Raw genomic sequence first — 24,126 nt, forward strand, 5'->3', positions numbered from 1 at the left:
ATTCTCCGGGCTTGGGTCACGACAGCCTGGCGGGGATCAGCCCGCGCAGCGAATTGCCGACGAACAGCGCCTTGGCGGATTTGAGGTCATCCAAGCTGTAGATCGCTTCATTGGCGCGGCCTTCATCCAGAAGCACGGCGCGCAATACGCCAGGCAGCAGGCCGCAATCGAGCCGAGGCGTCGCCAGGATGCCATCGCCGAAATCGGCGAAGACATTGGTGATCGTGCCTTCGCAGATCTCGCCGCGCTCATTGGCCAGCAGCACCTCGTCGGCCTGGGTGATGAGATATTCGGAGCGGGCATGGGTGTAGAGCTGCCGCCGGCTGGTCTTGTGGCGCAGCAGCATGTCGCTCGAATCGAGCCTCGTCCGTGCCAGCCGCAGCGCCCACACCTTGTCGGCGGCAAGGGGTTCATAGGGCTGCGCCGAGGCGTTGGCCTCGCCGTTGCGCGACAGAGCGAGCCGCGTGCGCATGGCGATGGGTGATCGATCGACCGCGCCGCTCAGGGCTTCGCCGACTTCTTGCGGATCATAGCTGAACCCCAGTTCCGCCGCCGAGCCATAAAGGCGCGCGAGATGGCGATCGAGTCGCAGGAAGCCCGAGGCGGGTTCCCAGCGCATGGTCTCGATCAGCTCGAAACCGGCGGCGTCCCCGTCGCGAAGCGGGCTTTGAGCAGACACTCCTGATACTCCTCTTGTGCGACCGAATCGAAGACGATGCCGCCGCCGACATTGTAGACGGCCTCGCCGCTGGCAAAGAGCGAGATGGTCCGGATCGCGACGGAAAAGCGCATCGTGCCGCCGGGTGCGATCCAGCCGATGGCGCCGCAATAGACGTCGCGGGGCGTGCCTTCCAGATCATGCAGGATCTCCATGGCACGGATCTTCGGCGCGCCGGTGATCGAGCCGCAGGGAAACAGCGCCGCGAAAACCTGGCGTATGCCGAGGCCGGGCAGCAGCTTGGCCCTGACGTCGCTCACCATCTGGTGGACGGTCGGGTAGGTCTCGATGCGGAACAATTCCGGCACCTCCAGCGTGCCGACCTCACTGATCAGCGATATGTCGTTGCGCAGGAGGTCGACGATCATCCGGTTCTCGGCCTGGTTCTTCTCGTCATTGCGCAGGAAATTCTTCTGCCGTTCGTCCTCGTCCCTGGTTGCGCCGCGCGGTGCGGTACCCTTCATCGGATGCGTTTCGATCATCCCCGCGACATCGATCTCGAAGAACAGTTCGGGCGAGCGCGACAGAACGATCGGGTCGCCGAGCGCGACCAGCGCGCCATATTTCACCGGCTGGCGTTCGGTCAGCGCGTCGAAGGCGGCGAGCGGATCGCCGGACCATTGCGCGTGCACCGGAAAAGTTAGATTGCCCTGGTAGCAATCGCCTCGCCTGATGTGCCGGTGCAGCCGCGAGAACCGCTTCTGGTAATCCTCGAACGACCACGTCGCCCTTGCGTCGAAGATCGGGCCGTTGGTGGGCGTGCTTCGCGGCGGCACCGCCTCTTCATCGGGGGCATCGAAGACCCCTAGGCAGACCAGCGGGGCCCGGCGCCGGCCCGGCAGCAGGGGAACCAGTTTCGGCTCGAGCAGGTAACCGGCCTCGTAGGAGAAATAGCCGGCCAGCCATTTGCCGGCGTCGTGCGCGGCTTGCGCCGCTTGCAACGCGGCCGGGAAGTCCTTGGCCTCATGCGCGACGATGATATCGGCCGGCCGCTCGAAAACGAGCTGGCGCGCGCTTTCGTCGTTGCGGAAAATTGCGGCGGGCAGGGACATGGGAACCGGGATCGATGTAGCCGACGATCGCTCTATATGGGGGACCGGGCGCGCGCAATCGAGAGAACGGCACCCTGTCCCTCAAAGCCGACCTTGGCCGGATCCAACCTTGCCGGCAAAAGAGAAGCGGCGGCGCCAAGGCCGCCGCCGCTCACAAGGTCTCTGTGCCATCGTTCAGGTGTTGCTGGCGGTTCCGGCCGTCGGAAACTGCTTGGCGAATTCGGCCTCGTTGCCGGCGGCGAGCAGCTTGGCCTGCTCGATCCAGCGTTCGCGCGCGATGCGGCCGTCGAAGTTCATCACATCCTCGATCCGCTTGATGTCGGTTGATGTCCAGGCCGCGATCTGGGCGAAGGTGGTGACGCCTTGCGCCTTGAGCAGCTTTTCGTTGACGGGGCCGATGCCAATCAGCCGGCGCAGATTGTCGGGCTTGCCCGACGCCGGTTTGGCTGCTGCCGTTGCGGCCTTCCTGGCGGCGGGCGCTGTCTTGGGAGCGGCCGAGGTCTTCGCTGGAGTTTTGGCCGCCGCGGGCTTCGGCGCCGCCTTTGCCGGGGCGGCCTTCGCCGCAGCCGGCTTGGCTGCAGCCGGAGTGGATTCGGCAGCGGCAGGCGTCGACATCAGGGCTGCCGGTGCCGGACTTGACGCCTTTGCTCCGCCGGCGCCCGACGAGGCCTGCGCCTCACGCAACTGGCGCTCGAGGTCGGAGCGGGTCTTGCCGCATGCATTGAGTTCGCCGGTCAGGCGATCACTGTCGGCGCGCAGCTTGTCGCGCTCGCCGCGGGTGCGATCGAGGTCGCCTCGAAGACCGTCGAGCTCACCGCGCAAACGCCCCCAGATGAACCAGCCAACCAACACGCCTACCAGGAACGCCAGCAGCATGTAGAAAAAAGTGCCCATTATCTCTCTCCAGTCAGATCCGTCTGCCGCGGGGTCATGACCTTCGGCGATGGACTACTCGATGGTTCCGCGGATTCGCGAAACAGCCGGCTTCGGTTCGAGCTGTCGGCGATCGGCTTTGCCTGCCCATGGCCAACGGCCGTTGTCGCGTTCGCCTGAACGCACGGCCGGCCGGGACTTTCCCTCGCCGATCCGCATGCGCTCCGGCTGAGCTTGAAGGGAAAGCTACCATAGAGCTTGCCGAAAGCTATGGGAAAACGTCCGTGCAGAGTTCTTCAAGAACAAATATTTAGGGCAAGAATAGCACGGTCCATACATGCATTCGGGCTAAACTGTTCTTGCCGGGCGAGAGGCGTCTCAATCGTCCAGCGTTTCCAATTCGTCGATCAGGCCGCCGATCACGCCGAGCCCGATCTGCCAGAAGGCAGGGTCGGTGGCGTCGAGGCCGAAAGGCGCCAGAAGCTGCGAATGATGCTTGGTGCCACCGGCACGCAGCATCTCGAAATATTTGTCCTGAAAGCCGCGCTCGGCATTCTGGTAGACCGCATAGAGCGAGTTCACCAGGCAGTCGCCGAACGCATAGGCATAGACGTAGAAGGGCGAGTGGATGAAATGAGGGATGTAGGTCCAGAACACCTCGTAGCCCTCGCGCAACTTGATCGCCGGTCCGAGGCTTTCGGCCTGCACTTCCAGCCAGAACTGGCCGAGCCTGTCGGAGGTCAGTTCGCCGTTGCGGCGCTCGGCATGAACCTTGCGCTCGAATTCATAGAAGGCGATCTGGCGCACCACCGTGTTGATCATGTCCTCGACCTTCTGGGCGAGCATGGCTTTGCGCTCGCGCCGGTCGGTGGTCCGCTCGAGCAGCGAACGGAAGGTCAGCATTTCGCCGAAGACGGATGCCGTCTCCGCCAGCGTCAGCGGCGTCGGGGCCATCAGTGCGCCCTGGCCGGCGGCCAGCACCTGATGCACGCCGTGCCCGAGTTCATGCGCCAGCGTCATCACGTCGCGCGGCTTGCCCATGTAGTTGAGCAGCACATAGGGATGAACCGATGGTACGGTCGGGTGGGCAAAGGCACCCGGCGACTTGCCTGGGCGCACCGGCGCGTCGATCCAGTTGCGGTCGAAGAAGGTGCGCGCGATCTCGGCCATCTCAGGCGAGAAGCGGTGATAGGCCGACAGCACGGTGTTCCTGGCCTCGTCCCAGCCGATCACCGCCTGCGGCGTCTCCGGCAAGGGCGCGTTGCGGTCCCAGTGGTTCATCACCTCCATGCCGAGCCAGCGCGCCTTCATGGCGTAGTAGCGGTGCGACAAGCGCGGATAGGCCTCGCGCACCGCGGTGGCGAGCGCATCGACCACGCCGCGCTCGAGGCGGTTGGCGAGGTGGCGTGAATCGGCAATGTCCTCGAAGCCGCGCCAGCGGTCCGAAATTTCCTTATCCTTGGCCAGCGTGTTGGTGATCAGCGTGAAGGTGCGCAAATTCTTGCGGAAGGTCGTGGCCAGCGCCTCCGAGGCACGCCGGCGGACCTCGCCATCGGCATCCTGAAGGCGGTTGAGGGCCGGCTCCAGCGTCAGTTCCTCGCCATCGATATCGAAGCGAAGATCGGTCATCGTCTCGTCGAACAAGCGGTTCCAGGCGCCGCGCCCGGTGATCGACTTTTCGTGGAAAAGCTGCTCGACGCGGTCCTCGAGCTGATAAGGCTTGTCCATGCGCAGATCGAGCACCCACGGGCGGTAATGCCCGAAGGCGGGGTCGCCGGCCAGCGCGCCTTCGATCGCCGCATCCTCGATCAGGTTCAGTTCGAGCGCGAAGAACAGGAGATGCGCGCTGGCGTCGGTCATCTTCTCCTGGACGTCGCCATAGAGCTTGGCGCGCTGCGGATCGGCGGTGTTGCCGGCATAGACGAGGCCGGCATAGGAGACGATGCGGCCGATCAGTTCCTCGAGCGCCTCGTAGGCGGCAAGGGCCCCGCCCAGCCTGCCGGCACTGCCGCGCCCGGCCTCGGCGGCGAGCGTGCCTTTCCAGCGGGCCTCGAATGCGATGGCGTCGGCAGCCGCTTTGGCAATGTCGCGCTTCAGTTCCGGCGCGTCCATGCCGGCATAAAGGTCGGCGAGGTTCCATTCCGGCAGATCGCCAAGCCCGGCCGCGCCCTGACCGGACGCTGGCGCCGCAATCCGCCGATCAAACATCATGCGCATCGACATACCTTCTTTTTGGATCAAGAAACCGGCTTTTTGAATCGAGTGGCCGGCTTTGAATCAAGTGGCCGCAATTGGGAAGCCAGGATCAAGGGAATGGAGAAGCCGGTCAAATCCTAAGGAATTCGTTCACCGGGTTTTTTGAAACCTTATTTAGAACCCTGTGCCAAGATGATCCATGGGGATTTCGGGCGCGGGCAAACCAAGACAGTCATGACAGGTTCCATACTCATAGTCGATGACGATCCCGTGCAGCGCCGGCTGCTCGAGGCGGCGGTGACGCGGTTCGGCCATACCGCGATCGTCGCCGATGGCGGTGCTGCCGGCCTCGAAGTTCTCGACGGGCGTGGCGCCCGCGACGTCTCGGTTGTGATTCTCGACCTGGTCATGCCCGGTCTCGACGGCATCGGCGTGCTGAAGGCGATGCGCGAGCGCGACATCAGCGTGCCGGTCATCGTGCAGACCGCCCAGGGCGGTATCGAAACCGTGGTTTCGGCGATGCGCCACGGTGCTTTCGATTTCGTCGTCAAGCCGGCCTCGCCCGACAGGCTGCAGGCCTCGATTTCCAATGCGCTCAAGGTCGAGGCCGTCGAGGGTGAGGTCAAGCGCACGTCGCGCAAACGCGGCGGGCTGCTGACCTTTAGGGACATGATCACCCACAGTCCGGCCATGGACAGGGTGATACGCCTCGGCCAGAAAGCGGCGGCCTCCAATATCCCGATCCTGATCGAGGGCGAATCCGGCGTCGGCAAGGAACTGGTGGCGCGTGCCATCCAAGGAAGCGGCGACCGTCGCTCGAAACCGTTCGTCACGGTCAATTGTGGCGCCATCCCCGACAATCTGGTGGAGTCCATCCTGTTCGGCCACGAGAAAGGGTCGTTCACCGGCGCCACTGACAAGCACACCGGCAAATTCGTCGAGGCGCATTCCGGCACGCTGTTCCTCGACGAGATCGGCGACCTGCCGCTCGACGTGCAGGTCAAGCTGTTGCGCGCCGTCCAGGAGGGCGAGGTCGATCCCGTGGGCGGCCGCTCGACCGTCAAGGTCGACATCCGGCTGATTTCGGCGACGCATCGCAACCTCCTGCAGCAGGTCAAGGACGGCAAGTTCCGCGAGGATCTGTTCTACCGGCTGAACGTCTACCCGATCTTTGTGCCGCCGCTGCGCGATCGCCGCGACGACATTCCCCATCTGGTCACGCATTTCATGGAAAAGGTGGCGCCGGCCGACCCGCGCCATCGGCTGAAGGGCATTTCGGCGGCGGCGCTCGCGGTGCTGCAGGCCTATGACTGGCCCGGAAACATCCGGCAGCTCGAAAACGCCGTCTTCCGCGCCTCGGTGCTGTGCGAAGGCGATGTGCTGACCGCCGACGATTTTCCGCAGATCCGGGCGCAGGTGGAAGGCACCGTCAATCTTGACGCGGACGACACGTTCGAAGCAGGCGGCGCCGCGCCGCCGCTGGCGCCGCGCGATGAGGACGTCGTGTCCGACGAGACCGTTCCCGTGCGCGAGCAGCCGGCCGGGGCGCAGCCCCGCTTCGGCATGCTGCGGGCACTCGACGAGCGCGGCAATGTGCGTGCGCTGGCCGATGTCGAACTCGAAATGATCAAGCTCGCCATCGATCACTACAATGGCCAAATGAGCGAGGTCGCCCGCCGGCTCGGCATCGGTCGCTCGACGCTCTACCGCAAGCTCAAGGAATACGGCATCGACCCGGAAACCGGCCGCGTCGACAGGCTTGCTTCCTGAGCCGCAAGGCCGGGACCAGTTTCCCTCGTCACTATATCAGCTGACAGAGCGCCTCCCCGGACTATGGCGGGCCGGAGGCGGCGCTCGATGGGGCAGTGTTCACGCATTAAGGCTAACGGTAACAGATCGTGTTCGGCCAAAGCCGGAAAACATGATCTAAACCAGCGGTTTACCAAGAAACCTTGCGGATAATTTTTGACGGGATATCGCCACCGTGTTACCGCATTTCGGCTTCAATAAGCGATGATTAACCATTAGGATCGATATTCGGATGTGATAACGACACGTCCGTTTGGGCAAATCCGGGGACAAACGGCAGCCTGCAAGGCCTTTTGATTTGAACAGAATCGAACGACTCACAAACGGGCGGCACTATCATTTGAGCGTCTGGCCGAGATGGTTGGCGGCGGTGATTGTCGCGTTTGGTTTTGTCGCCGCGGCCGCCTCGGGCGCCCAGGCCGAAGTTCGTTCGCTGAAGCTCTACCACCTCCACACGCACGAGAAGGCGGAGATCGTCTACAAGCGCAATGGCCGCTACGTTCCCGAGGGCCTGAGGAAGATCAACATCATCCTGCGCGACTGGCGCCGCAACGAGCCGACCAAGATGGACCCGCGTCTGCTGGATCTGGTCTGGGAAGCGTATCGCGAAAGCGGCTCAACCGACTATATCCAGGTCGTCTGCGGCTATCGTTCGCCATCGACCAATTCGATGCTGCGCAGCCGCAGCCGCGGCGTCGCCGAGAAGAGCCAGCATATGCTTGGCAAGGCGATGGATTTCTATATTCCCGGCGTGCCGCTGAAGAAGCTGCGCAATATCGGCCTCAAGATGCAGGGCGGTGGCGTCGGCTATTATCCGACCTCCGGTTCGCCATTCGTCCACATGGATGTCGGCAATGTGCGCCATTGGCCCGGCATCAGCCGCCAGGAACTGGTCAGCCTGTTCCCCAATGGCAAGACGCTGCATGTGCCGAGCGACGGCCGGCCGCTGCCCGGCTATGAACAGGCGCTGGCCTCCTATCAATCGCGCAAGGGTTCCGGCACTCCGAATATCGAAATGGCCAGCGCCGGCGGCAGCGGCAAGAAATCCGGCGGGTTCCTCTCTGCCTTGTTCGGCGGCGGTGGCGCCGACGAGGCCGACGACAGCGCCGACGTGGAAACCGCTTCGGCCGCACCTGCGCCCAAGGCTAGAAATCTGAAGCCGGCCGCGACCGCGAAGAGCAGCAACCTGCCTGGTATCGCCATCGTGGCCCCGGAGAATGCCCAGCGCGCCGACATTCCTCAGGTTGCCGACGAGCAAGCCCCAGAGCCGGAGAAGAACACGCCGGAGACGATCATCGCGGCGCTGCCGGCCAAGGAAATCCCGCTGCCCGATTTCGCGCCGCGGCCGAAGGCCGATGTCGGCGCACAGCCTGAGAATGTTCCCTTCGCCATGGCGGATGCGACGGCCACCACCGAACAGGCGGTGGCGACCGCGCAGGCACCGGCGAACATGCCTTTCGGCAAGTCCGATCCGGCAGCCATCGCGCAAGCCGCCGCCGCCGATCAGGCGCAGGTTGCCGTCAACAACATTCCCCTGCCGACATGGCGCCCCGAGCACTCGCTGCCAGCGGACCTCGCCCCGCCGCCCAGCAAGGATGTGCTGATGGCGCTGGCCGAAACGGCTGACCAGGACAAGACCGCGACGGATGCGTTCTCCGTGCTGCCGACAGCGCGTCCAGAGCCAACCAGGCCCGACGCCGTCAAGGCCGTGCTCGACGAAGCCAATGCCCAGGTCGGCACCGCCGCCGAATATCAGGTGGCTTCGTTGTCCGAAGAGCCGCGTTCGGCCTTCAACGATCCGTCGGGTGTCGATGCGGCGTCGCCGCGCCAAGCTGTTGCCGCCCGTCCTGCCGGTTCCGATCCGGTCGCCGCGATCGGCGCCGGCGTGAAGACGACCCGCAAGGAGGCCAGGGCCACCGCCCGCGATCAGAAACCCGGCCCCAGGGCCGTGGTGGTTGCCGCGGCGCCGCAGGCCGCCCGCTGGGCACTGACCAGCGGCGAGAACGTCGCTACCGTTTCGAGCGCGACGACCGCGCCGGGCTACGCCTACAACATCGTGCATACGCCGCCGAGCGAGGTCTATACGGCCGGCTTCCAGCCGAGCAACCAGATGGCCGACGCCAGCCGCTTCACCGGCAATGCCGTCAAGTTCCTGTCGGTCGCCCGCTTCCAGACGAAGTAACGAACAGACCACAATATTGCTGAAGCCGCGCCGGGCGACCCGCGCGGCTTTTTGCTGTCCAGAGGTGCGACGCGTGCGGCACTGGCGGTAGCATCGGCCGCGAAAGGTTATTTCATTTCGCGAGTTTGCTCGCGGCGCGTGCGAGCGCTTCGATCTCGTCCCACTTGCCGGCCTTGACCATGTCGTCGGGCGCCACCCACGAGCCGCCGACGCAGACGACATTGGACAGGCCGAGATAATCGGCCGCGTTCTTGCCGGTGATGCCGCCGGTCGGGCAGAACTTGACGTCCGCCAGTGGCGAGGCAAAAGCCTTGAGCGAAGCGATGCCGCCGGACTGTTCGGCCGGGAAGAATTTCAGGAAGCGCAGGCCGGCTTCGCGCGCGGCCATGATCTCGCCGGGCGTGATGGCGCCGGGCAGCAACGGAACCTCGCTGTCGGCGGCGGCAGCCAGAAGCTCGCGGGTGATGCCGGGGCTGACGATGAAGCGCGAACCGGCGCCGGCTGCCTCGTCGAACTGCTTGCTGTCAAGAATGGTGCCGGCGCCGACGATGGCCTCCTCGACCTCGCCCGCCACACGACGGATCGCTTCGAGCGCATCCGCGGTCCTGAGCGTAATCTCGATCGCAGGCAAGCCGCCGCGCGCCAGAGCACGGGCCAGCGGCACCGCATCGGCGACGTTGGCGATCTTCAACACCGGAATGACTGGCTGGCCATTGAGGAGCGACAGGAGTTTCTCGGTCTTGCTGGGCATCTGTCTCTCCTTGTCAGGCCGCATCGAAGGGAATTTCAACCGATTAGCAGACGGGTATTGCCCTGTCCACGAAACCGGTCGCGGCGCGATGTCACGCGCTGCCATCAAGCTTAAAGGTTCTTTCTCGACAAGGCCATGACAGGCAGCCCGACCCGTTTCGCCTTGAATCGGCTTCCACGAGCGTCTAGTTGCTCAGGCAATGACAACACCGCCCGCGCCATCCCAGCCAGTTCGCGTCGCCGCGCTCTACCGTTTTGCCCGGCTCGACGCCTTCGAGGCGTTGCGCGCGCCGCTTGCAGCCTTCTGCTGCGGCCGCGGCATCAAGGGTACGCTGCTCCTGGCTCACGAGGGCATCAACGGAACCGTAGCCGGCAGCGAGGAAGCGATCGCCGCGCTGATCGAACATATCCAAGCCATCGACGGCCTGGCGGGCCTCGAGGTCAAGTACAGCAGTGCCGCGGCCATGCCGTTCCACCGCATGAAGGTGCGGCTGAAGCGCGAGATCGTCACCATGGGCGTCGAGACTATCGACCCGGCGGCAAGCGCGGGCACCTATGTCGAACCGGGCGACTGGAATGCGCTGATCTCGCAACCCGACACGATCGTCATCGATACGCGCAACGCCTATGAGGTCTCGATCGGCACCTTCAAGGGCGCCGTCGATCCGGCGACGGCGAGCTTTCGCGAGTTCCCGGCCTGGGTGGAAGCGCATCGGGCGGATCTCGAAGGCCGCAAGGTGGCGATGTTCTGCACCGGCGGCATACGCTGCGAAAAGGCGACCGCCTATGTGAAGTCGCTCGGCTTCGAGGACGTGTTCCACCTCAGGGGCGGCATTCTCAAATACCTCGAGGAGGTTCCATCCGAACAGAGCCTCTGGCAAGGCGAATGCTTCGTCTTCGACGAGCGGGTTTCGGTGTCGCAAGGCCTCGCGGAGGGCGCAGCGGAATTGTGCCGCGCGTGCCGCCATCCGCTGACGGAGAGCGACCTGATGTCGCCGAAATATGCCGCCGGGGTTTCGTGCCCGCATTGCTTCGACGCCCGCTCGGATGAGGACCGCAAGCGCTACGCAGAGCGCCAGCGGCAGGTCGAGCTCGCGCAAGCCCGGGGCAGGGGACCGCATATCGGATCCTGATCGAGGCGCCGGGGCCGGGCAAACCGGGGCCGCCTGTCATTGCAATGTCAAGCTTCGGGACCTACGTCTTCGGCGTTCGAAACCTGCCCGTTCGGGCGGGCAAATCCTGGAGGCATTGATGTTCGATCCCAAGAAGCTTCTCGACGATCTGCTCGGCTCGCAAGTTCCCGGCACCAGCGGCACGGTCCGCGACAAGGCCGGCCAGGCGGTGCAGATGGCCAGGGACAATCCGCTGGCCGCCGGTGCGCTGGCGGCCGTGCTGCTTGGGACCGGTGCCGGCCGGCAGGTGACGGGTGCCGCGGTGAAGCTCGGCGGGTTGGCCGCCATCGGTGGCCTCGCCTACAAGGCCTACCAGAACTACAAGGCCGGCAACGCACCGGAACAGGCGCCCGCCGCCGGCGAGCCGGAATTGCTGCCGCCACCCAAGGACACTGCCTTCCACCCGTCGCAGGCGCCGCAAGGCGAGGATGAGTTCACGCTAACCCTGGTGCGGGCGATGATCTCGGCGGCCAAGGCCGACGGCCATGTCGACGACGAGGAACGCCAGAAGATCGCCGGCAAGCTCAGCCTCGCCGGGATCGGCACCGATGCTGAAAAATTCCTGATGGCGGAGCTGGAGAGCCCGCTCGACCTCGACACGCTGGTGGCCGGCGCCAGGACCGATGCGCAGAAGCTCGAGCTTTATACGGCGTCGCGCCTCACCATCGACCCCGATACGCGTGCCGAGCGCGGTTACCTCGACCTGCTTGCCGGGCGGCTTGGCCTGCCGGATGCCCTGATCGACCATGTCGAGGCAACGGTTTCGGCGGCGAAAGTGCCCACCGCCAAGGGTACTTCACTCAATCCGCGCTGGTAACCCGGATTGGCACAGAGGGCCCCGGAGGCGTTTACCTTTCGTTAACTCAGGAAGCGCATGATTCTACACAGTCGGATCGGCTTTTCCTCCTCCCAAGCCCGGTTCAGATCAGGGCGGTCGCCAATGACCGCCCTTTTTGTCGGTGCTCGCCGGGTTCTCTCCCAAGAAACGCGTTTCACTTTTCGAGGGCATGCCCCGGTGGCCGCGCTTGCCATCGCTGCCATCATTTGCGATGCCTTCTCCACTCGAACCAAACTTGTGGATCGGGCGAGCACGCACAGCGCTGCCGGAGGACAACTGCCATGACCGAGCAAAAAACCGCCATCGTCACCGGCGCCGGCACCGGGATCGGCAAGAGCGTCGCCACGGCATTGCTCAAGGCGGGCTGGAACACGGTGTTCTGCGGGCGCCGCAAGCCGGTGCTGGATGCCGCGATCGCCAAGATCGGCCCGACCGAGGCCGGGGCATTGGCGGTTGCCTGCGACATCAGCAAGGCCGGCGAGGTCGACGATCTGTTCGAGACTGTGGCGGAGGCGTTCGGCCGCGTCGACCTGCTCTTCAACAATGCCGGCATGGGCTACAAGTCGACGCCGATCGACGAGATCCCGGTCGAGGTGTGGAACGATATTGTCGGCGTCAATCTTACCGGTTCGTTCCTGTGCGCGCGCGCTGCCTTCGGCGCCATGCGCAAGCAGAAGCCGATGGGCGGCCGCATCATCAACAACGGCTCGGTGTCGGCCTATGCGCCGCGTCCGGGCTCCGTGCCCTATACGGCGACCAAGCACGCCATCACCGGTCTCACCAAGACGCTGGCGCTCGACGGCCGTCCCTTCGACATCGCTTGCGGCCAGATCGACATCGGCAATGCGCTGACCGAGATGGCGCAGCCGATGACGGTAGGCGTGCCGCAGGCCAATGGCTCGATCGCCGCCGAAGCGGTGATGGATGTCCAGCGCGTTGCCGACGCGGTGCTTCACATGGCGAGCTTGCCGCTCGACGCCAATGTGCTGTTCATGACCGTGATGGCGACGAAGATGCCGTTTGTCGGCCGCGGATAGCCGCCAAGCATTGGTCGAGCGAAGCACCTACCGCATGTCGCGCTGAGACGGGTTCAGACGACGCGCTTCAGGTTTTTGTCTCGATGCATTCGCCGAAGCCGCTGCCCACTTTGGGCGATGTGCATCAATCGCCGAGCACTCGCCGTCGCCCCTCGAACTCGTTCTTGTCGATTTCGCCGCGCGCGAAGCGCTCCTTGAGAATGTCAACAGGCGTGCGACCCGGCAGCGCGTGGTGATGAGGTGGCATTACAACCGCCCCGCCCAGCCAGCGAGTGAGAGGCAGAACGGCAGCAGCCACCAACACGACGAAAAAGAGGATCATGAACAACGGACCGAAAATCATCGCCCAACCTCCGCCCCACCACATCATGCGGGGACCATAGGCATACCTGTCGGCATCCGGCAGTGCCTGTGCCCATGCAGCGCCGGGCGCAAGGGCCAGGATCGCGCTGATTGCCGTAGGTGACTTCATCAAAGCTTTCCGCATGGGATTGTCCTATCGCTGACGATTGTCATCCTACACGTCAGGCAGCCCGGCATTTTGCGCTGGATCAAACGCCTGCTTTTTTGCTCCGGGTCATCATGCGGCGGCGATGCTTGCGACGCCGAGACTGCGACTGGACCGTCGCGAAGACGCGCTTGATAACAACAAGGCTTGGAGCGCGTCGCTCGAGCTCACTTTGTCAGGAACGCTCCGATCCGCTCCAGCGCGCGCAGGATGTTCTCCTCGGAATTGGCGTAGGAGAGCCTGATATAGCCTTCGCCGAGAATGCCGAAATCGGGGCCGCCGATCAGCGCCACGCCGGCCTCGTCGAGCAGGGCCGAGGCGAGCTTCTTGGCCTTCCAGCCGGTCTTCGATACATTGGGGAAGGCATAGAAGGCGCCCTTGGGCGTGATGCAGGAGACGTTTGGCAGGGCGTTCAGGCCTTCGACCACGATCTTCCGGCGGTTGTCGAAGGCGCGCATCATCTTGTCGACGTCGTCCTGCGGGCCGTCGATCGCAGCGATGCCGGCGAACTGGCTCGGCGCGTTGACGCAGGACCAGCAATTGACCGCCAGCTTGCGCACCTTGTCGTAGAGATGGGCGCCCTTGTCGCCGTTCGGCCAGATCGACCAGCCCATGCGCCAGCCGGTCATTGCCCAGGTCTTCGACCAGCCATTGAGTACGATCAGCCGGTCGCGGATCTCGGGAAAGCCGAGCAGCGAGCAATGCGTCTCGCCGTCATAGGTCATGACGTCGTAGATCTCGTCGGAGAGGATGGCGACGTCGGGGTGCTTCTCCAGCCCCTTGACCAGTTTTTCGATCTCGGCCCGGGGCGTGACGCCGCCGGTCGGGTTGGCCGGCGAGTTGAGGATCAGGAGTCTGGTCTTCGGCGTGATCAGCGCCAGCGTCTCTTGCGCCGAGAAGGCGAAGCCGTTCTCCTCGCGCATCGGCACGGGAATGGGGGTTGCACCGGTGAATTCGATCATCGAGCGGTAGATGGGAAAGCCGGGGTCGGGATAGAGGATCTCCGCGCCGGGTTCGCCAAACATCAGGATGGCGGCGAACATGGTCGGCTTGCCGCCGGGCATGATCATCACCGCCTCGGGCGAGACCTCGACGCCGGTGGTGGTCAGCGTGCGCCGCACCACCGCCTCGCGCGTTGCCAGAAGGCCGTTGGCCGGCGTGTAGCCATGATGGCCGTCACGCAGCGCCTTGATCGCCGCCTCGACGATGTGCTGCGGCGTCTTGAAGTCGGGTTGGCCGATGCCGAGATTGACGATGTCGCGGCCCTGTTGGGCAAGTGCCGTTGCTCGCGCCAGCACGGCAAAGGCGTTTTCCTCGCCGAGACGGTCGAAGGCCGAAATCGTGTGGAGCATTTTTCCCGTCCCTGTGGTTCTTACTCTGCGGCAGCGTTTTTGTGAGCGTCCGCTCGCAAAAGTCAAACGGATTGGAGTTTCTGGTGTCGGAAAATCTTGAAAATTGGCAGCCGCGCCCGCGGCCCGAGCGCAAGGTGCTGGAGGGCCGCTATGTCAGGCTCGAGCCGCTGAGTGCCGCAACACATGGCGACGGCCTCTATGAAGCGTCGTCCGTAGCCGATGTCGACGGCCGCTTCGCCTGGCTGCCCGATTATCCGCCGGAAACCCGCACCGCCTTCCAGCCCTGGCTGGACAAGGTGGAGGCGAGCGAGGATCCACTGTTCTTCGCGGTCATCGACAAGGCCGGCGGCAAGATAGCGGGACGCCAGACGCTGATGCGCATCGATCCGGCCTATGGCGTCATCGAGATCGGCAACATCTACTGGGGACCGCTCATTTCGCGCAAGCCGGCGGCGACGGAAGCGCAGTTCCTGTTCATGAAATACATCTTCGACGAACTCGGCTATCGCCGCTACGAGTGGAAGTGCAACAACCGCAACGAGCCGTCGAAGCGCGCGGCGGAACGGTTCGGCTTCAAGTTCGAGGGCATTTTCCGCCAGCATCTCATCGTCAAGGGTGAAAACCGCGACACCGCGTGGTATTCGATCATCGACAAGGAATGGCCGGCTCTGCGCAAGGCCTATGAAGCATGGCTCGATCCGGCCAACTTCGACGCCGATGGCCAGCAAAAACGCCGCCTGGAGGATTTTCGCGCGGAATTCGGCGCGTAACGGGAGTTTGCCATTTGGCGCATACCCACGATCACAGCGGGCACGATCACGGCGGGCATGACCACGGCGCCGGCCATATGCATGGCTCGACCGACAAGAAGCGCGTCCTGATCGCGGCCTGCCTGACCGCGGGCTTCATGGTGGCGGAGGCGCTCGGCGGCCTGTTTACGGGGTCGCTGGCGCTGCTGGCCGATGCCGGCCACATGCTCGCCGACGCCATTGCGCTCGGCCTGGCCTGGTATGCCTTCCATCTGGCAGGCCGGCCGGCGACCGGCCAGCTCACCTATGGGTTCGGCCGGGTCAAGACGCTGGTAGCCTACACCAACGGCATCGCCATCTTCGTCATCGCGCTGTGGATCGTCTACGAGGCATGGAATCGCCTGCTGACACCGGCGCCGGTGCTGGGCGGACCGATGCTGGTGGTGGCGATCCTCGGCCTGCTGGTCAATATAGGTTCCTTCCTGGTGCTGCATGGCGGCGATCGAGACAACCTCAACATGCGTGGCGCCATCCTGCATGTGCTTGGCGATCTGCTCGGCTCGGCCGCCGCGATCGTGGCGGCACTGGTCATCGTGGCGACCGGCTGGACGCCGATCGACCCGATCCTGTCCGTGCTGGTCTCGCTGCTGATCCTGTCCACCGCCTGGTCGCTGATGCGCGCCGCCGCCCACGTCCTGCTCGAAGGCGTGCCGCCAAGCCTCGACCGCGACCTGATCGCCGGGGATATCCAGACAACAGTCAAGGGCGTGCGCGAAGTGCACCATATGCATATCTGGTCGATCGACGGCACGAGCAGCATGGCGACACTGCACGCCTGCCTTGACGAGGGCGTCGATGCGCATCAGGCGGTCAGTGCCATCAAGAAGCGGCTTGCCAGCGAGCACGGCATCAGCCATGCCACCGTGGAATCGGAATTCGGCCAGTGCGCCGACGATGGCGACGACCACGAGCATGAGCATGAGCACGATGCGGCCCCGCATCATGGCCACTATCACTAGGTCCGATCGATGACCATCAATCGGATCTGCCTCAGGAGTTCTCCAGCCTTGAAACTCAGCCCGATGAACGACCGGCGCTCCGGTGGTGCGGCATGATGGACCGTGACACGCGCAATGCGGCCATCGCGGCGGTCTGGATCATGCTTCTGTTCGGCATTGCCGTTTTCTACCTGCCGACCGTGATGTTGGCACTCGGCAACTATTCTACCGTGCTGGCGGGTATCTTCGGCACCGCCTTCGTGCTGGCGTTTTTCTTGGTGTTCTGGCTGCGCGCGCGCACCCAGCGCAAAAATCGGGACAAGTAAGGGGTATCGGACATGCGCATTCTGATCACTGGCGCCGCGGGCATGGTCGGCCGCAAGCTCATCGCCCGGCTGGCCAAGGACGGCACGTTGCGCGGCAAGAAGATCACCGCGCTCGATCTGCACGACATCGTGCCGCCGCAGGCGCCAGCCATGGACGGCGTCGGCGTCGCACTGCACACGGGTGACCTTGCCGAAGCAGGCGCCGCAGAAGGTCTTGTTGCGTCGCGCCCCGATGTCGTCTTCCACCTCGCCGGCATCGTGTCGGGTGAGGCGGAAGCGAATTTCGAACTCGGCTACCGCGTCAACCTCGACGGCACGCGCGCGCTTTTCGAGGCCATCCGCCTGGCGGGGTTCGCGCCGCGCGTCGTGTTCACCTCGTCGATCGCGGTGTTCGGCGCGCCGTTCCCGGATGTCATACCCGACGAATTCCACCCGACGCCGCTGACCTCCTACGGCACCCAGAAGCAGATGAGCGAAGCGCTGCTGGCCGACTATTCCAGGCGCGGCTTCTTCGATGGCATCGGCATCCGGCTGCCGACGATCTGCGTGCGGCCGGGCAAGCCGAACAAGGCGGCCTCCGGCTTCTTCTCCGGCATCATCCGCGAACCGCTGAGCGGGCAGGAGGCGATCCTGCCGGTGCCGCGCTCGGTCGTGCACACCCACGCCAGCCCGCGCTCGGCGGTGAATTTCCTGATCCATGCGGCTGGCATCGACGGCAATGCTGTCGGGCCGCGCCGCAACCTGACGATGCCGGGCGTCGCCGTCACCGTCGGTGAGCAGATCGAGGCGCTGGAACGCATCGCCGGATCGAAGGCGGTAAGCCTGATCCGCGAGGTGCCCGACGAGACGATCTGGGCGATCGTCAAGGGCTGGCCGACGCGGTTCGAGGCGCGGCGGTCAAGGGAGCTTGGCTTCAGCGCCGAGAAGAGTTTTGACGAAATCATCCGAGCCTATATCGAGGATGAGCTCGGCGGCAAGATTCCCAGTTAGGAGTTGCGGCGCGCCTTGCCCATTCCAACGGAATGGGGCAGCTCTACACGGTGCCTGTCAGGCTCGCCGACAGCAACAACAACCCGAACAGGAACACAAAGGCGGCGCCGCCGATCTCGACGATCGAATGAATGCGGTTGCCCATGCGGCCATCACCGGCGAAATAGACCGCCCAGTTCTTGGCGGTCACGGCAAGCGTCGCCAGCGCCGAAACGGTGATGGCGGTTCCAATCGACATCGCCAGCACCGACAGCAAGCCGCCGAGCCAGAGCCCGTTGAGAAGCGCGAAGCTCAGCACTATCAGCGCGCCGGAGCAGGGGCGGATGCCGACCGCCGCCACCGCCGACCATGCGGTACGCCAATCGAAGCGGTCGCCCGACAGCAGCGCCGGATCGGGCGCATGCGAATGGCCGCAGGTTTCGCAGACCTCGCCGCTGGCGTGGTCGTGATGCGCATGATCGTGCGCGCCATGGTCATGATGGTGGCCATGCGCGCCGTGGTCGTGATGATCGTGCGAATGGCCATGCGCATGGTCGTGGTCCCCATGCGTGTGAAGTGCATGGGAATGTGCATGCGCGGTATGGTCGTGAGCGCCATGCGAATGGCCCGCATGGGAATGACCGGCGTGAGCCGCCGAGAGGCTGTAGGCCGGCCCCTTGCCAAACAGGCGCAGGACGGCTGGACCCAGCTTGCGCCACAAAAGCCAGGCGCCAAAGAGGGTGACCAGGGCAAAGCTCATGATCTCCATGAACCAGGCCGCATCGGTCATCGAGATGGTGGTGCCGCGCAGGACGAAATAGGCAAGCAGCATGACCAGGATCGCCGTCAGGCCCTGCAGCAGCGCCGAGACGAAGGACAACAGGATGCCGCGCTTCAGCGCCACTTCGTTTGCCACCATGTAGGACGAGATCACCGCCTTGCCGTGGCCGGGGCCGGCGGCGTGGAAAATGCCGTAGGCGAAGGACAGTCCGACGAGTATCCAGATCTTGCTGTTGTCCTGGCGCATCGCCTTCATGGCTGTCGCCAGCGCGCGATAGAATTCCTGCTGCCTGAGATTGATCCACATCAGGATATGGGCGAACGGACCGGTGGTCGGCGCCATGCCGTCATTGACGCCGATGCCGAGCGAACTCTGGGCGTGCGCGGCATTGGCGAAATGCATCATGGCAAAGGTGAGGGCCAACAGGCCGAATGCCAGACGCAGGGACGGTTTCGAGCAGTTCCCGATCAGGTTCACCGGATCTATCCTTCTGGCTGACAGGTCAGTTCGAGCTTGGTGGCAAAGATCTTGCTCATGTCGGTGCCTGTCGGATCGTTGAAGAAAGCATCCGTCAGGGTCTTCTGGTTTTCCTTGATCGCCTCGTCCGGGTCCGGCCGGACGACTTTGCTCGTGCAGTTCGACGGCAGCCCCTCGACGGTGATGTTGGAATCCTCGGTGAAGTCGATCGCCGTGTAAAAGGTCGGATCGTAGACGCCTATGTCGATCGTACCGGTCAGCTTGATCGGCACCTTGGGTTCGGACTCGAACAGGATGATCAACTGGTCGTTGTCGAAATTGGCCATCAGATGCGGCGGCGGCACCATCGTCACGTCCTTGCCGTTCTGCGTGACGAGTTGGAAATAATTGAACTCGGCCAGCGAGGCATGGACGGTATCGGCGACCTCCTTCAGCTCCTTGTCGTCAAGCTTCAGGTCGGAGTTCTTGTCGAACTCCATCATCACAGTACTCGAAAACAGGTCGTCGAAGCGCCACAGGTGACGCAACGCTTTCACACTTTGGTGATCCGGGGACAGGATGACGTCGAGGCGTGCCTCGGCGAAGACGTGCGGATGCACCTCGGCGGGTCCCGTCGCGGCAAAGGTCGCCGCCAAGGCCGAAGCCAGCATGATTGCGTGCCGTTTCAAATGCATTCGCGGTCGCGATTCCCTTGGCTTTCGGAGAGAGTTGTCGAAGGTTACCAGAAAGGGGGCGAAAATGGGACCGCCGGCGCATGTCACCCAAAAGTGCGAAGCGGTTTCGGGACAACGACACGCACACTGAGGCTGGTCAGGCGTTCTCGCGCGTCCTGAACCACTGCACCAGGAAGTCGACGAAAACGCGCACCTTCGCCGGCAGATAGCGGCGATGCGGGTAGACGGCGAAGATGCCGCCGCCGGGCAGGATGCGGTCATCCAGCACCGCCACCAATTGGCCGCTCTTGAGGTCGGGCGCGGCGATGAAATCCGGCAGGATGCAGAATCCAAGCCCCGACAAGGCCGCGGCGCGCGCCGCCATCGGGCTGTTGACCTCGATCGGACCCGACACGGCGATGCTCACCGGATCGCCATTGTCGCCCTTGAACGGCCAGTTGTTCAGGCCGCGGCCATTGGTGTCGACGATGCAGGGCATGTGGCCGAGATCCTGGGGCCGTGTCGGCATGCCGTGCCTGGCGATCAGGTCGGGAGAGCCGCAGAGCTTGATCGAAAACGGCGCCAGCCGTCTGGCGATCAGCGACGAGTTCTCCAGCCGCGAGATGCGCACCGCGAGGTCGAAGCCTTCCTCGACCAGATCGACGAAGCGGTCGTCGAGCTGGATGTCGAGGACAATATCGGGATATTGCTTGGCGAAGTCGATCAGCGACTGGCCGATCGGCGCGTCGGCGAAAGTGCGCGGCGCCGACAGCTTGATCCGGCCGCGCACGTCGCCGGAGGATTCGCGCACGGCGTCGGCCAGGCTGTCGACCTCGCGCACGATCTCCGAGGCGCGGCGGTAGTAGGTGTGGCCGGCCTCGGTCATCGAGAACTGGCGCGTGGTGCGGTTCAGCAGCAGCGCGCCGAGCTCGTCCTCCAGCTCGCGCACATATTTCGACAGCAGTGCCTTGGAGCGGCCGATCTTGCGCGCCGCCGCCGAAAAGCCCTCGGCCTCGACGACGTCGATGAAGGCGCGCATGCGCGTCAATGTGTCCATGAATCAAGCCTTTCGTGCGGCATCGAGAAGTCTTCGGCCGAGCCGTATCAGGGCTATGTCGCTGCCGGAAGGGCCAAGCAGCGACAGGCCGAAAGGAGCGCCAGCGACCGAGCCGATCGGCAAGGTGATTTGGGGAAAGCCGGAGAGCCCGGCTAGGCACAGAAGATGCAAGGCGCGCTCGCGATAGGCCTGGAACTGCTCGGATGTGCTGTCGACGTATGGCGCCGGGCCTGGCACCGTCGGCAGGACAAGGAAGCCGTCCTTGCCGAGCAGGGCGCTCAATTCACCGCGAAAGGTCAGCCGGCGCACTTTTTCGGCCTGTGCCGTCCGGTCGTCGACCGCACGGCCGAAGCCGAAACGCTCCTCGACCCCAGGCCCAAGGTCACGTTCGCCGCTGGTGATCCATTCGCCATGCACCGTCCAGGCCTCCCTGGCCTGCAGCCGGCGAAAGCACCAATAGAGTTCATCCGGCGGAGAGCTGAAGCGCGTCGTCGGCGTCGCCGGCGTGCCGAACACCGCGCCGGCCAGCGCCTTCATTCCCGCATATTCGGCGAGTGCCGGCCGGGCGACCATTTCGTCCAGCCAGCCGAGCGTCAGCGGGCGGTCGAGCGGATGCTGGTGCGGGTCGCGGCCAAGCAGCAGCTTGCCGACGGTCTCGTAGGTTTCGATGTCGTCGGCGAACCAGCCGAACGTGTCGAAACTGGGCGCCAACGGCATGGTGCCTTCGAGGGAAATGCGGCCATGCGTGGTGCGCAGCCCGATCAGCCCGCAGAAACTCGCCGGAGCGCGGATCGAACCACCGGTGTCGGAGCCCGTGGCGATGTCGACCAGCCTGCCCGCCACCGCCGCCGCCGACCCCGACGAGGAGCCTCCGGTGACGCGGTCGGGAGCCGCGGGATTCATTGGAAACGGAAAATGCGCGTTCTGGCCAAACAGAGCGAAGGCGAGCTCGTCGGTCTGGGTCTTGCCGACGAAACGCGCGCCGGCGTCGAGAATCATCTGCACGGCGGGCGCCGTGCGCGACGCCGCGTGGCCTTCGGCGAATTTCTGCAAATTGCCGCAACCGGTACGGTAGCCGGCAACGTCGTAAATGTCCTTGACCGCCAGCCGCAGCCCGGCCAGCGGCCCAAGCTCGGCATGCGCCACCGGCATCTGGCGAAGGTCGAGAAAGGCATTGAAGGGGCCGTGCGTGCCTGTCATCGTTCGATATCCGGATACGGTTGCGCCAACATTGTTCGATGCCAGAAATTTTTCAACCTGGGATACGATTTTTATTGATTGTGAAATGCTTCGCTCTTATATCGCGCTTGCCCAAAGTCGCACGTGCCTGTGGGTGTCCGCCGGTCCTCGAATGGTGAGGAATTCGGTAAGGTAACTGGAGCCAACCCCTCCAGTCGGTTTAGCGGCCAACCGCCAGACCGAGGACACCTTGAAGCAACGACGGTGCGGGCCTTTCTGGTTCTCTGCCGGTTGTCCAAAGACCGGGGTTACTGAAGAGGCACACCTTCATTGCCGGCAGTGCGGAACGGGGTTCTCCCAATCCAAGCCAAGGCAGACAAAGCGAACCGAAGCCGGGCAAGGCCAAGGTTCATCGCCGCGAGACGGCGTTTCATGGTTCCGGGGTCTCCACCGGCTGGTTCCATGGATTTTCCGTCCCGCCTTTGTTTGACCGCGTGTTCGCGAGGCCGAAAGCCCGTGTCCGCACCCTTGTGCGCGCCGAAAGGCGCGATGGAGAAACCCGATGGCTACACAGCGCATCCTCGACTTCCTCGCCACCCGACGCCCGTCCGGCCCCTGCCTCGTCGTCGACCTCGATGTCGTGCGCGACAATTTCCGCGCCTTCGAGAAGGCTCTGCCCGATTCCAGGATCTACTATGCGGTGAAAGCAAACCCGGCGCCGGAAATCCTGCGCCTGCTTGCTGCGATGGGCTCGTCCTTCGACACCGCTTCCGTTGCCGAAGTCGAGATGGCGATGGACGCCGGTGCGCCGGCGGACCGCATCTCCTTCGGCAACACCATCAAGAAGGAGCGTGACATCGCACGCGCCTTTCAGCTCGGCATCAAGCTGTTCGCGGTCGACTGCGTCGAAGAGGTCGAGAAAATCGCCCGCGTCGCTCCCGGCGCCCGGGTGTTCTGTCGTGTGCTGACCGATGGCGAAGGCGCCGAATGGCCGCTGTCGCGCAAATTCGGCTGCGTGCCAGCGATGGCCGTCGACGTGCTGCGCCATGCCAAGGGCCTCGGCCTCGACGCCTATGGTGTGTCGTTCCATGTCGGCTCGCAGCAGACCGACCTGACCGCATGGGACCGTGCGCTGGCCGACGCCAAGAAGGTGTTCGCGACGCTCGCCGAAGAAGGCATCGTGCTCAAGATGGTCAATATGGGCGGCGGCTTTCCGACGCGCTATTTGCGTGACGTGCCGGCGGCGCAGGCCTATGGCCAGGCGATCTTCTCGGCGCTGCGCAAGCATTTCGGCAACGCCATTCCCGAGACCATCATCGAGCCGGGCCGCGGCATGGTCGGCAACGCCGGAGTCATCAAGTCGGAAGTCGTGCTGATCTCGAAGAAGGCCGACAACGACAATGTGCGCTGGGTGTTCCTCGACATCGGCAAGTTCGGCGGTCTGGCCGAGACGATGGACGAGGCGATCCGCTACCCGATCGTCACCGCGCATGACGGCACCGAGACCGCGCCTTGCGTGCTCGCCGGCCCGACCTGCGATTCGGCCGACGTGATGTACGAGAAGACGCCGTATCCGCTGCCTTTGTCGCTGACCATCGGCGACGAGGTGCTGATCGAAGGCACCGGCGCCTACACGACCACCTACTCGGCTGTCGCCTTCAACGGCTTCGAGCCTCTCCGATCCTACGTGATCTGACGGCTCGCTAGAGCTGTTCAGATCACCCCTGGTGGGCGCCCGTCGCCCGCTTGGGCTCGCCTGTGGAACAGATCTCCGCTCGCCAAGGATTGCGGAAATGGAAATGTCAGTTGAAATCGTGGCTCATGCGCCGGCCTTCGTAATGGTCGCCGAAACCGTTGCCGACGTGGCGGCGCGCGAAGCCTTGCTCGATCGTGCCATGGGCCCGAAGCGCAAGACCAAATCGTCGGAGAAGCTGCGGCGCGGCCGCCGGCCCTCGGAGGGTCTTGCCTTCGTCGCGCGCGATGCCTCGGGCGGCGTGGCCGGCACGGTGCGGCTATGGGACGTCACGCTGGGTGAGGGTGGTCCGGCAGCGCTGCTGCTCGGCCCGCTCGCCGTCGATCCCTCGCTCAAGAGTGCCGGCATCGGTTCGGCGCTGATGCGCCATGCGATCGCGGAAGCCGCGCGCCTCGGCCACGCGGCGATCCTGCTGGTCGGCGACGAGCCCTATTATGGCCGCTTCGGCTTTTCGGCCGCCAGGACCGGTGCGCTCGCCATGCCGGGACCTTACGAGCGGCACCGCCTGCTGGCGCTGGAACTGGTGGACGGCGCGCTTGATGGCGCCAAGGGCACGCTGAAGGCATCCGGCCGCAAGCTCAAGGCACAGGCGCCGATCCTGGCGCGTGAGGCTTAAGCGCAACTTGCCCTTCATAACAAAACGCCGCCTGAAAAGGCGGCGTTTTGTTATCTCAAAGCCGCTTCTGGCGGCCGCGTC

Annotated in this window: 22 protein-coding genes; 11 read left to right on the top strand and 11 right to left on the bottom strand. The window is 64.4% G+C overall.

Annotation, left to right across the window (positions count from 1 at the left end):
- Positions 1–16: 16 nt before the first annotated feature.
- The 4 genes from FJ970_RS09550 to FJ970_RS09565 form a co-directional block, all read right to left on the bottom strand.
- Positions 17–679, bottom strand: coding sequence for an aminotransferase class IV family protein (locus tag FJ970_RS09550; RefSeq protein ID WP_140756015.1), 663 nt, complete (start codon positions 677–679; stop codon positions 17–19).
- Entirely contained in the window at positions 628–1,782 is a 1,155-nt protein-coding gene (locus tag FJ970_RS09555) for an aminodeoxychorismate synthase component I (RefSeq protein WP_415752040.1), read from the bottom strand. Before FJ970_RS09555 ends, FJ970_RS09550 begins: the two co-directional genes overlap by 52 nt.
- A 162-nt stretch (positions 1,783–1,944) precedes the next feature.
- Positions 1,945–2,664, bottom strand: a complete 720-nt coding sequence (locus FJ970_RS09560; RefSeq protein WP_140756011.1) for a proton-conducting membrane transporter — start codon at positions 2,662–2,664, stop codon at positions 1,945–1,947.
- A 357-nt stretch (positions 2,665–3,021) separates the two neighbouring features.
- Positions 3,022–4,860, bottom strand: coding sequence for a M3 family oligoendopeptidase (locus tag FJ970_RS09565; RefSeq protein WP_181178326.1), 1,839 nt, complete (start codon positions 4,858–4,860; stop codon positions 3,022–3,024).
- A 213-nt stretch (positions 4,861–5,073) separates the two neighbouring features.
- Between FJ970_RS09565 and FJ970_RS09570 the strand changes: the two genes are divergently transcribed.
- Positions 5,074–6,609: a sigma-54-dependent transcriptional regulator gene (locus tag FJ970_RS09570; RefSeq protein ID WP_140756009.1), complete on the top strand. Its 1,536-nt coding sequence runs from the start codon at positions 5,074–5,076 to the stop codon at positions 6,607–6,609.
- Positions 6,610–7,018: 409 nt separating this feature from the next.
- The gene (locus tag FJ970_RS09575) at positions 7,019–8,830 is read left to right on the top strand and encodes a DUF882 domain-containing protein (RefSeq protein WP_227792063.1); all 1,812 of its coding nucleotides are present in this window, start codon (positions 7,019–7,021) and stop codon (positions 8,828–8,830) included.
- A gap of 112 nt (positions 8,831–8,942) precedes the next feature.
- On the opposite strand, the gene FJ970_RS09580 is transcribed toward FJ970_RS09575, so the two are convergent.
- On the bottom strand, positions 8,943–9,581 hold the full coding sequence (locus FJ970_RS09580; protein WP_140756005.1) for a 2-dehydro-3-deoxy-phosphogluconate aldolase: 639 nt from the start codon (positions 9,579–9,581) through the stop codon (positions 8,943–8,945).
- A gap of 199 nt (positions 9,582–9,780) precedes the next feature.
- Between FJ970_RS09580 and FJ970_RS09585 the strand changes: the two genes are divergently transcribed.
- The 3 genes from FJ970_RS09585 (at position 9,781) to FJ970_RS09595 (ending at position 12,627) form a co-directional block, all read left to right on the top strand.
- On the top strand, positions 9,781–10,713 hold the full coding sequence (locus FJ970_RS09585; protein ID WP_140756003.1) for a rhodanese-related sulfurtransferase: 933 nt from the start codon (positions 9,781–9,783) through the stop codon (positions 10,711–10,713).
- A gap of 118 nt (positions 10,714–10,831) precedes the next feature.
- Complete coding sequence (locus FJ970_RS09590) at positions 10,832–11,569, top strand: tellurite resistance TerB family protein (protein WP_140756001.1); 738 nt, start codon at positions 10,832–10,834, stop codon at positions 11,567–11,569.
- 302 nt (positions 11,570–11,871) lie between these two features.
- Complete coding sequence (locus tag FJ970_RS09595; RefSeq protein ID WP_140755999.1) at positions 11,872–12,627, top strand: SDR family oxidoreductase; 756 nt, start codon at positions 11,872–11,874, stop codon at positions 12,625–12,627.
- Positions 12,628–12,751: 124 nt separating this feature from the next.
- Here the strand turns inward: FJ970_RS09595 and FJ970_RS09600 are convergent, their stop codons facing one another.
- Positions 12,752–13,099 carry an SHOCT domain-containing protein gene (locus FJ970_RS09600; protein ID WP_140755998.1) on the bottom strand — a complete coding sequence of 116 codons (348 nt, stop codon included), beginning with the start codon at positions 13,097–13,099 and terminating at the stop codon, positions 12,752–12,754.
- Positions 13,100–13,302: 203 nt separating this feature from the next.
- Positions 13,303–14,487 carry a pyridoxal phosphate-dependent aminotransferase gene (locus tag FJ970_RS09605; RefSeq protein WP_140755996.1) on the bottom strand — a complete coding sequence of 395 codons (1,185 nt, stop codon included), beginning with the start codon at positions 14,485–14,487 and terminating at the stop codon, positions 13,303–13,305.
- 83 nt (positions 14,488–14,570) lie between these two features.
- On the opposite strand from FJ970_RS09605, the gene FJ970_RS09610 reads away from it, so the two are divergent.
- The 4 genes from FJ970_RS09610 (at position 14,571) to denD (ending at position 17,550) form a co-directional block, all read left to right on the top strand.
- The gene (locus FJ970_RS09610; protein ID WP_140755994.1) at positions 14,571–15,257 is read left to right on the top strand and encodes a GNAT family N-acetyltransferase; all 687 of its coding nucleotides are present in this window, start codon (positions 14,571–14,573) and stop codon (positions 15,255–15,257) included.
- 14 nt (positions 15,258–15,271) lie between these two features.
- Positions 15,272–16,255 (top strand): cation diffusion facilitator family transporter, encoded by a 984-nt coding sequence (locus FJ970_RS09615; protein ID WP_140755992.1) that lies wholly within the window; start codon positions 15,272–15,274, stop codon positions 16,253–16,255.
- 92 nt (positions 16,256–16,347) lie between these two features.
- A complete protein-coding gene (locus FJ970_RS09620; RefSeq protein ID WP_140755990.1) occupies positions 16,348–16,560 on the top strand; it encodes a hypothetical protein in 213 nt (70 codons plus the stop codon).
- A 12-nt stretch (positions 16,561–16,572) separates the two neighbouring features.
- Positions 16,573–17,550: a D-erythronate dehydrogenase gene (gene denD, locus FJ970_RS09625; RefSeq protein WP_140755988.1), complete on the top strand. Its 978-nt coding sequence runs from the start codon at positions 16,573–16,575 to the stop codon at positions 17,548–17,550.
- A gap of 43 nt (positions 17,551–17,593) precedes the next feature.
- Here the strand turns inward: denD and FJ970_RS09630 are convergent, their stop codons facing one another.
- From FJ970_RS09630 to FJ970_RS09645, 4 genes are all read right to left on the bottom strand, one after another.
- A complete protein-coding gene (locus tag FJ970_RS09630; protein WP_415752041.1) occupies positions 17,594–18,715 on the bottom strand; it encodes a nickel/cobalt transporter in 1,122 nt (373 codons plus the stop codon).
- Positions 18,716–18,792: 77 nt separating this feature from the next.
- Positions 18,793–19,461, bottom strand: coding sequence for a DUF1007 family protein (locus FJ970_RS09635; RefSeq protein WP_140755986.1), 669 nt, complete (start codon positions 19,459–19,461; stop codon positions 18,793–18,795).
- 136 nt (positions 19,462–19,597) lie between these two features.
- Positions 19,598–20,497 carry a LysR family transcriptional regulator gene (locus tag FJ970_RS09640; RefSeq protein ID WP_140755984.1) on the bottom strand — a complete coding sequence of 300 codons (900 nt, stop codon included), beginning with the start codon at positions 20,495–20,497 and terminating at the stop codon, positions 19,598–19,600.
- A gap of 3 nt (positions 20,498–20,500) precedes the next feature.
- Positions 20,501–21,697 carry an amidase gene (locus FJ970_RS09645; protein ID WP_140755982.1) on the bottom strand — a complete coding sequence of 399 codons (1,197 nt, stop codon included), beginning with the start codon at positions 21,695–21,697 and terminating at the stop codon, positions 20,501–20,503.
- 541 nt (positions 21,698–22,238) lie between these two features.
- Here FJ970_RS09645 and odc2 point away from each other — a divergent pair.
- Both odc2 and FJ970_RS09655 read left to right on the top strand, forming a co-directional pair.
- A complete protein-coding gene (gene odc2 / locus FJ970_RS09650) occupies positions 22,239–23,372 on the top strand; it encodes an ornithine/lysine decarboxylase (RefSeq protein WP_140755980.1) in 1,134 nt (377 codons plus the stop codon).
- 97 nt (positions 23,373–23,469) lie between these two features.
- A complete protein-coding gene (locus FJ970_RS09655) occupies positions 23,470–24,045 on the top strand; it encodes a GNAT family N-acetyltransferase (protein ID WP_140755978.1) in 576 nt (191 codons plus the stop codon).
- Positions 24,046–24,126: the final 81 nt, after the last annotated feature.

It is taken from the genome of Mesorhizobium sp. B2-1-8, assembly GCF_006442545.2.
GTDB lineage: Bacteria > Pseudomonadota > Alphaproteobacteria > Rhizobiales > Rhizobiaceae > Mesorhizobium.

Coding starts and splice junctions, on each gene's coding strand:
- FJ970_RS09560 (WP_140756011.1), bottom strand. CDS start 2,664: ATGGGCACTTTTTTCTACATGCTGCTGGCGTTCCTGGTAGGCGTGTTG.
- FJ970_RS09565 (WP_181178326.1), bottom strand. CDS start 4,860: ATGCGCATGATGTTTGATCGGCGGATTGCGGCGCCAGCGTCCGGTCAG.
- FJ970_RS09570 (WP_140756009.1), top strand. CDS start 5,074: ATGACAGGTTCCATACTCATAGTCGATGACGATCCCGTGCAGCGCCGG.
- FJ970_RS09580 (WP_140756005.1), bottom strand. CDS start 9,581: ATGCCCAGCAAGACCGAGAAACTCCTGTCGCTCCTCAATGGCCAGCCA.
- FJ970_RS09585 (WP_140756003.1), top strand. CDS start 9,781: ATGACAACACCGCCCGCGCCATCCCAGCCAGTTCGCGTCGCCGCGCTC.
- FJ970_RS09590 (WP_140756001.1), top strand. CDS start 10,832: ATGTTCGATCCCAAGAAGCTTCTCGACGATCTGCTCGGCTCGCAAGTT.
- FJ970_RS09595 (WP_140755999.1), top strand. CDS start 11,872: ATGACCGAGCAAAAAACCGCCATCGTCACCGGCGCCGGCACCGGGATC.
- FJ970_RS09600 (WP_140755998.1), bottom strand. CDS start 13,099: ATGAAGTCACCTACGGCAATCAGCGCGATCCTGGCCCTTGCGCCCGGC.
- FJ970_RS09605 (WP_140755996.1), bottom strand. CDS start 14,487: ATGCTCCACACGATTTCGGCCTTCGACCGTCTCGGCGAGGAAAACGCC.
- FJ970_RS09620 (WP_140755990.1), top strand. CDS start 16,348: ATGATGGACCGTGACACGCGCAATGCGGCCATCGCGGCGGTCTGGATC.
- denD (WP_140755988.1), top strand. CDS start 16,573: ATGCGCATTCTGATCACTGGCGCCGCGGGCATGGTCGGCCGCAAGCTC.
- FJ970_RS09630 (WP_415752041.1), bottom strand. CDS start 18,715: ATGATGCATTTCGCCAATGCCGCGCACGCCCAGAGTTCGCTCGGCATC.
- FJ970_RS09635 (WP_140755986.1), bottom strand. CDS start 19,461: ATGCATTTGAAACGGCACGCAATCATGCTGGCTTCGGCCTTGGCGGCG.
- FJ970_RS09640 (WP_140755984.1), bottom strand. CDS start 20,497: ATGGACACATTGACGCGCATGCGCGCCTTCATCGACGTCGTCGAGGCC.
- FJ970_RS09645 (WP_140755982.1), bottom strand. CDS start 21,697: ATGACAGGCACGCACGGCCCCTTCAATGCCTTTCTCGACCTTCGCCAG.
- odc2 (WP_140755980.1), top strand. CDS start 22,239: ATGGCTACACAGCGCATCCTCGACTTCCTCGCCACCCGACGCCCGTCC.
- FJ970_RS09655 (WP_140755978.1), top strand. CDS start 23,470: ATGGAAATGTCAGTTGAAATCGTGGCTCATGCGCCGGCCTTCGTAATG.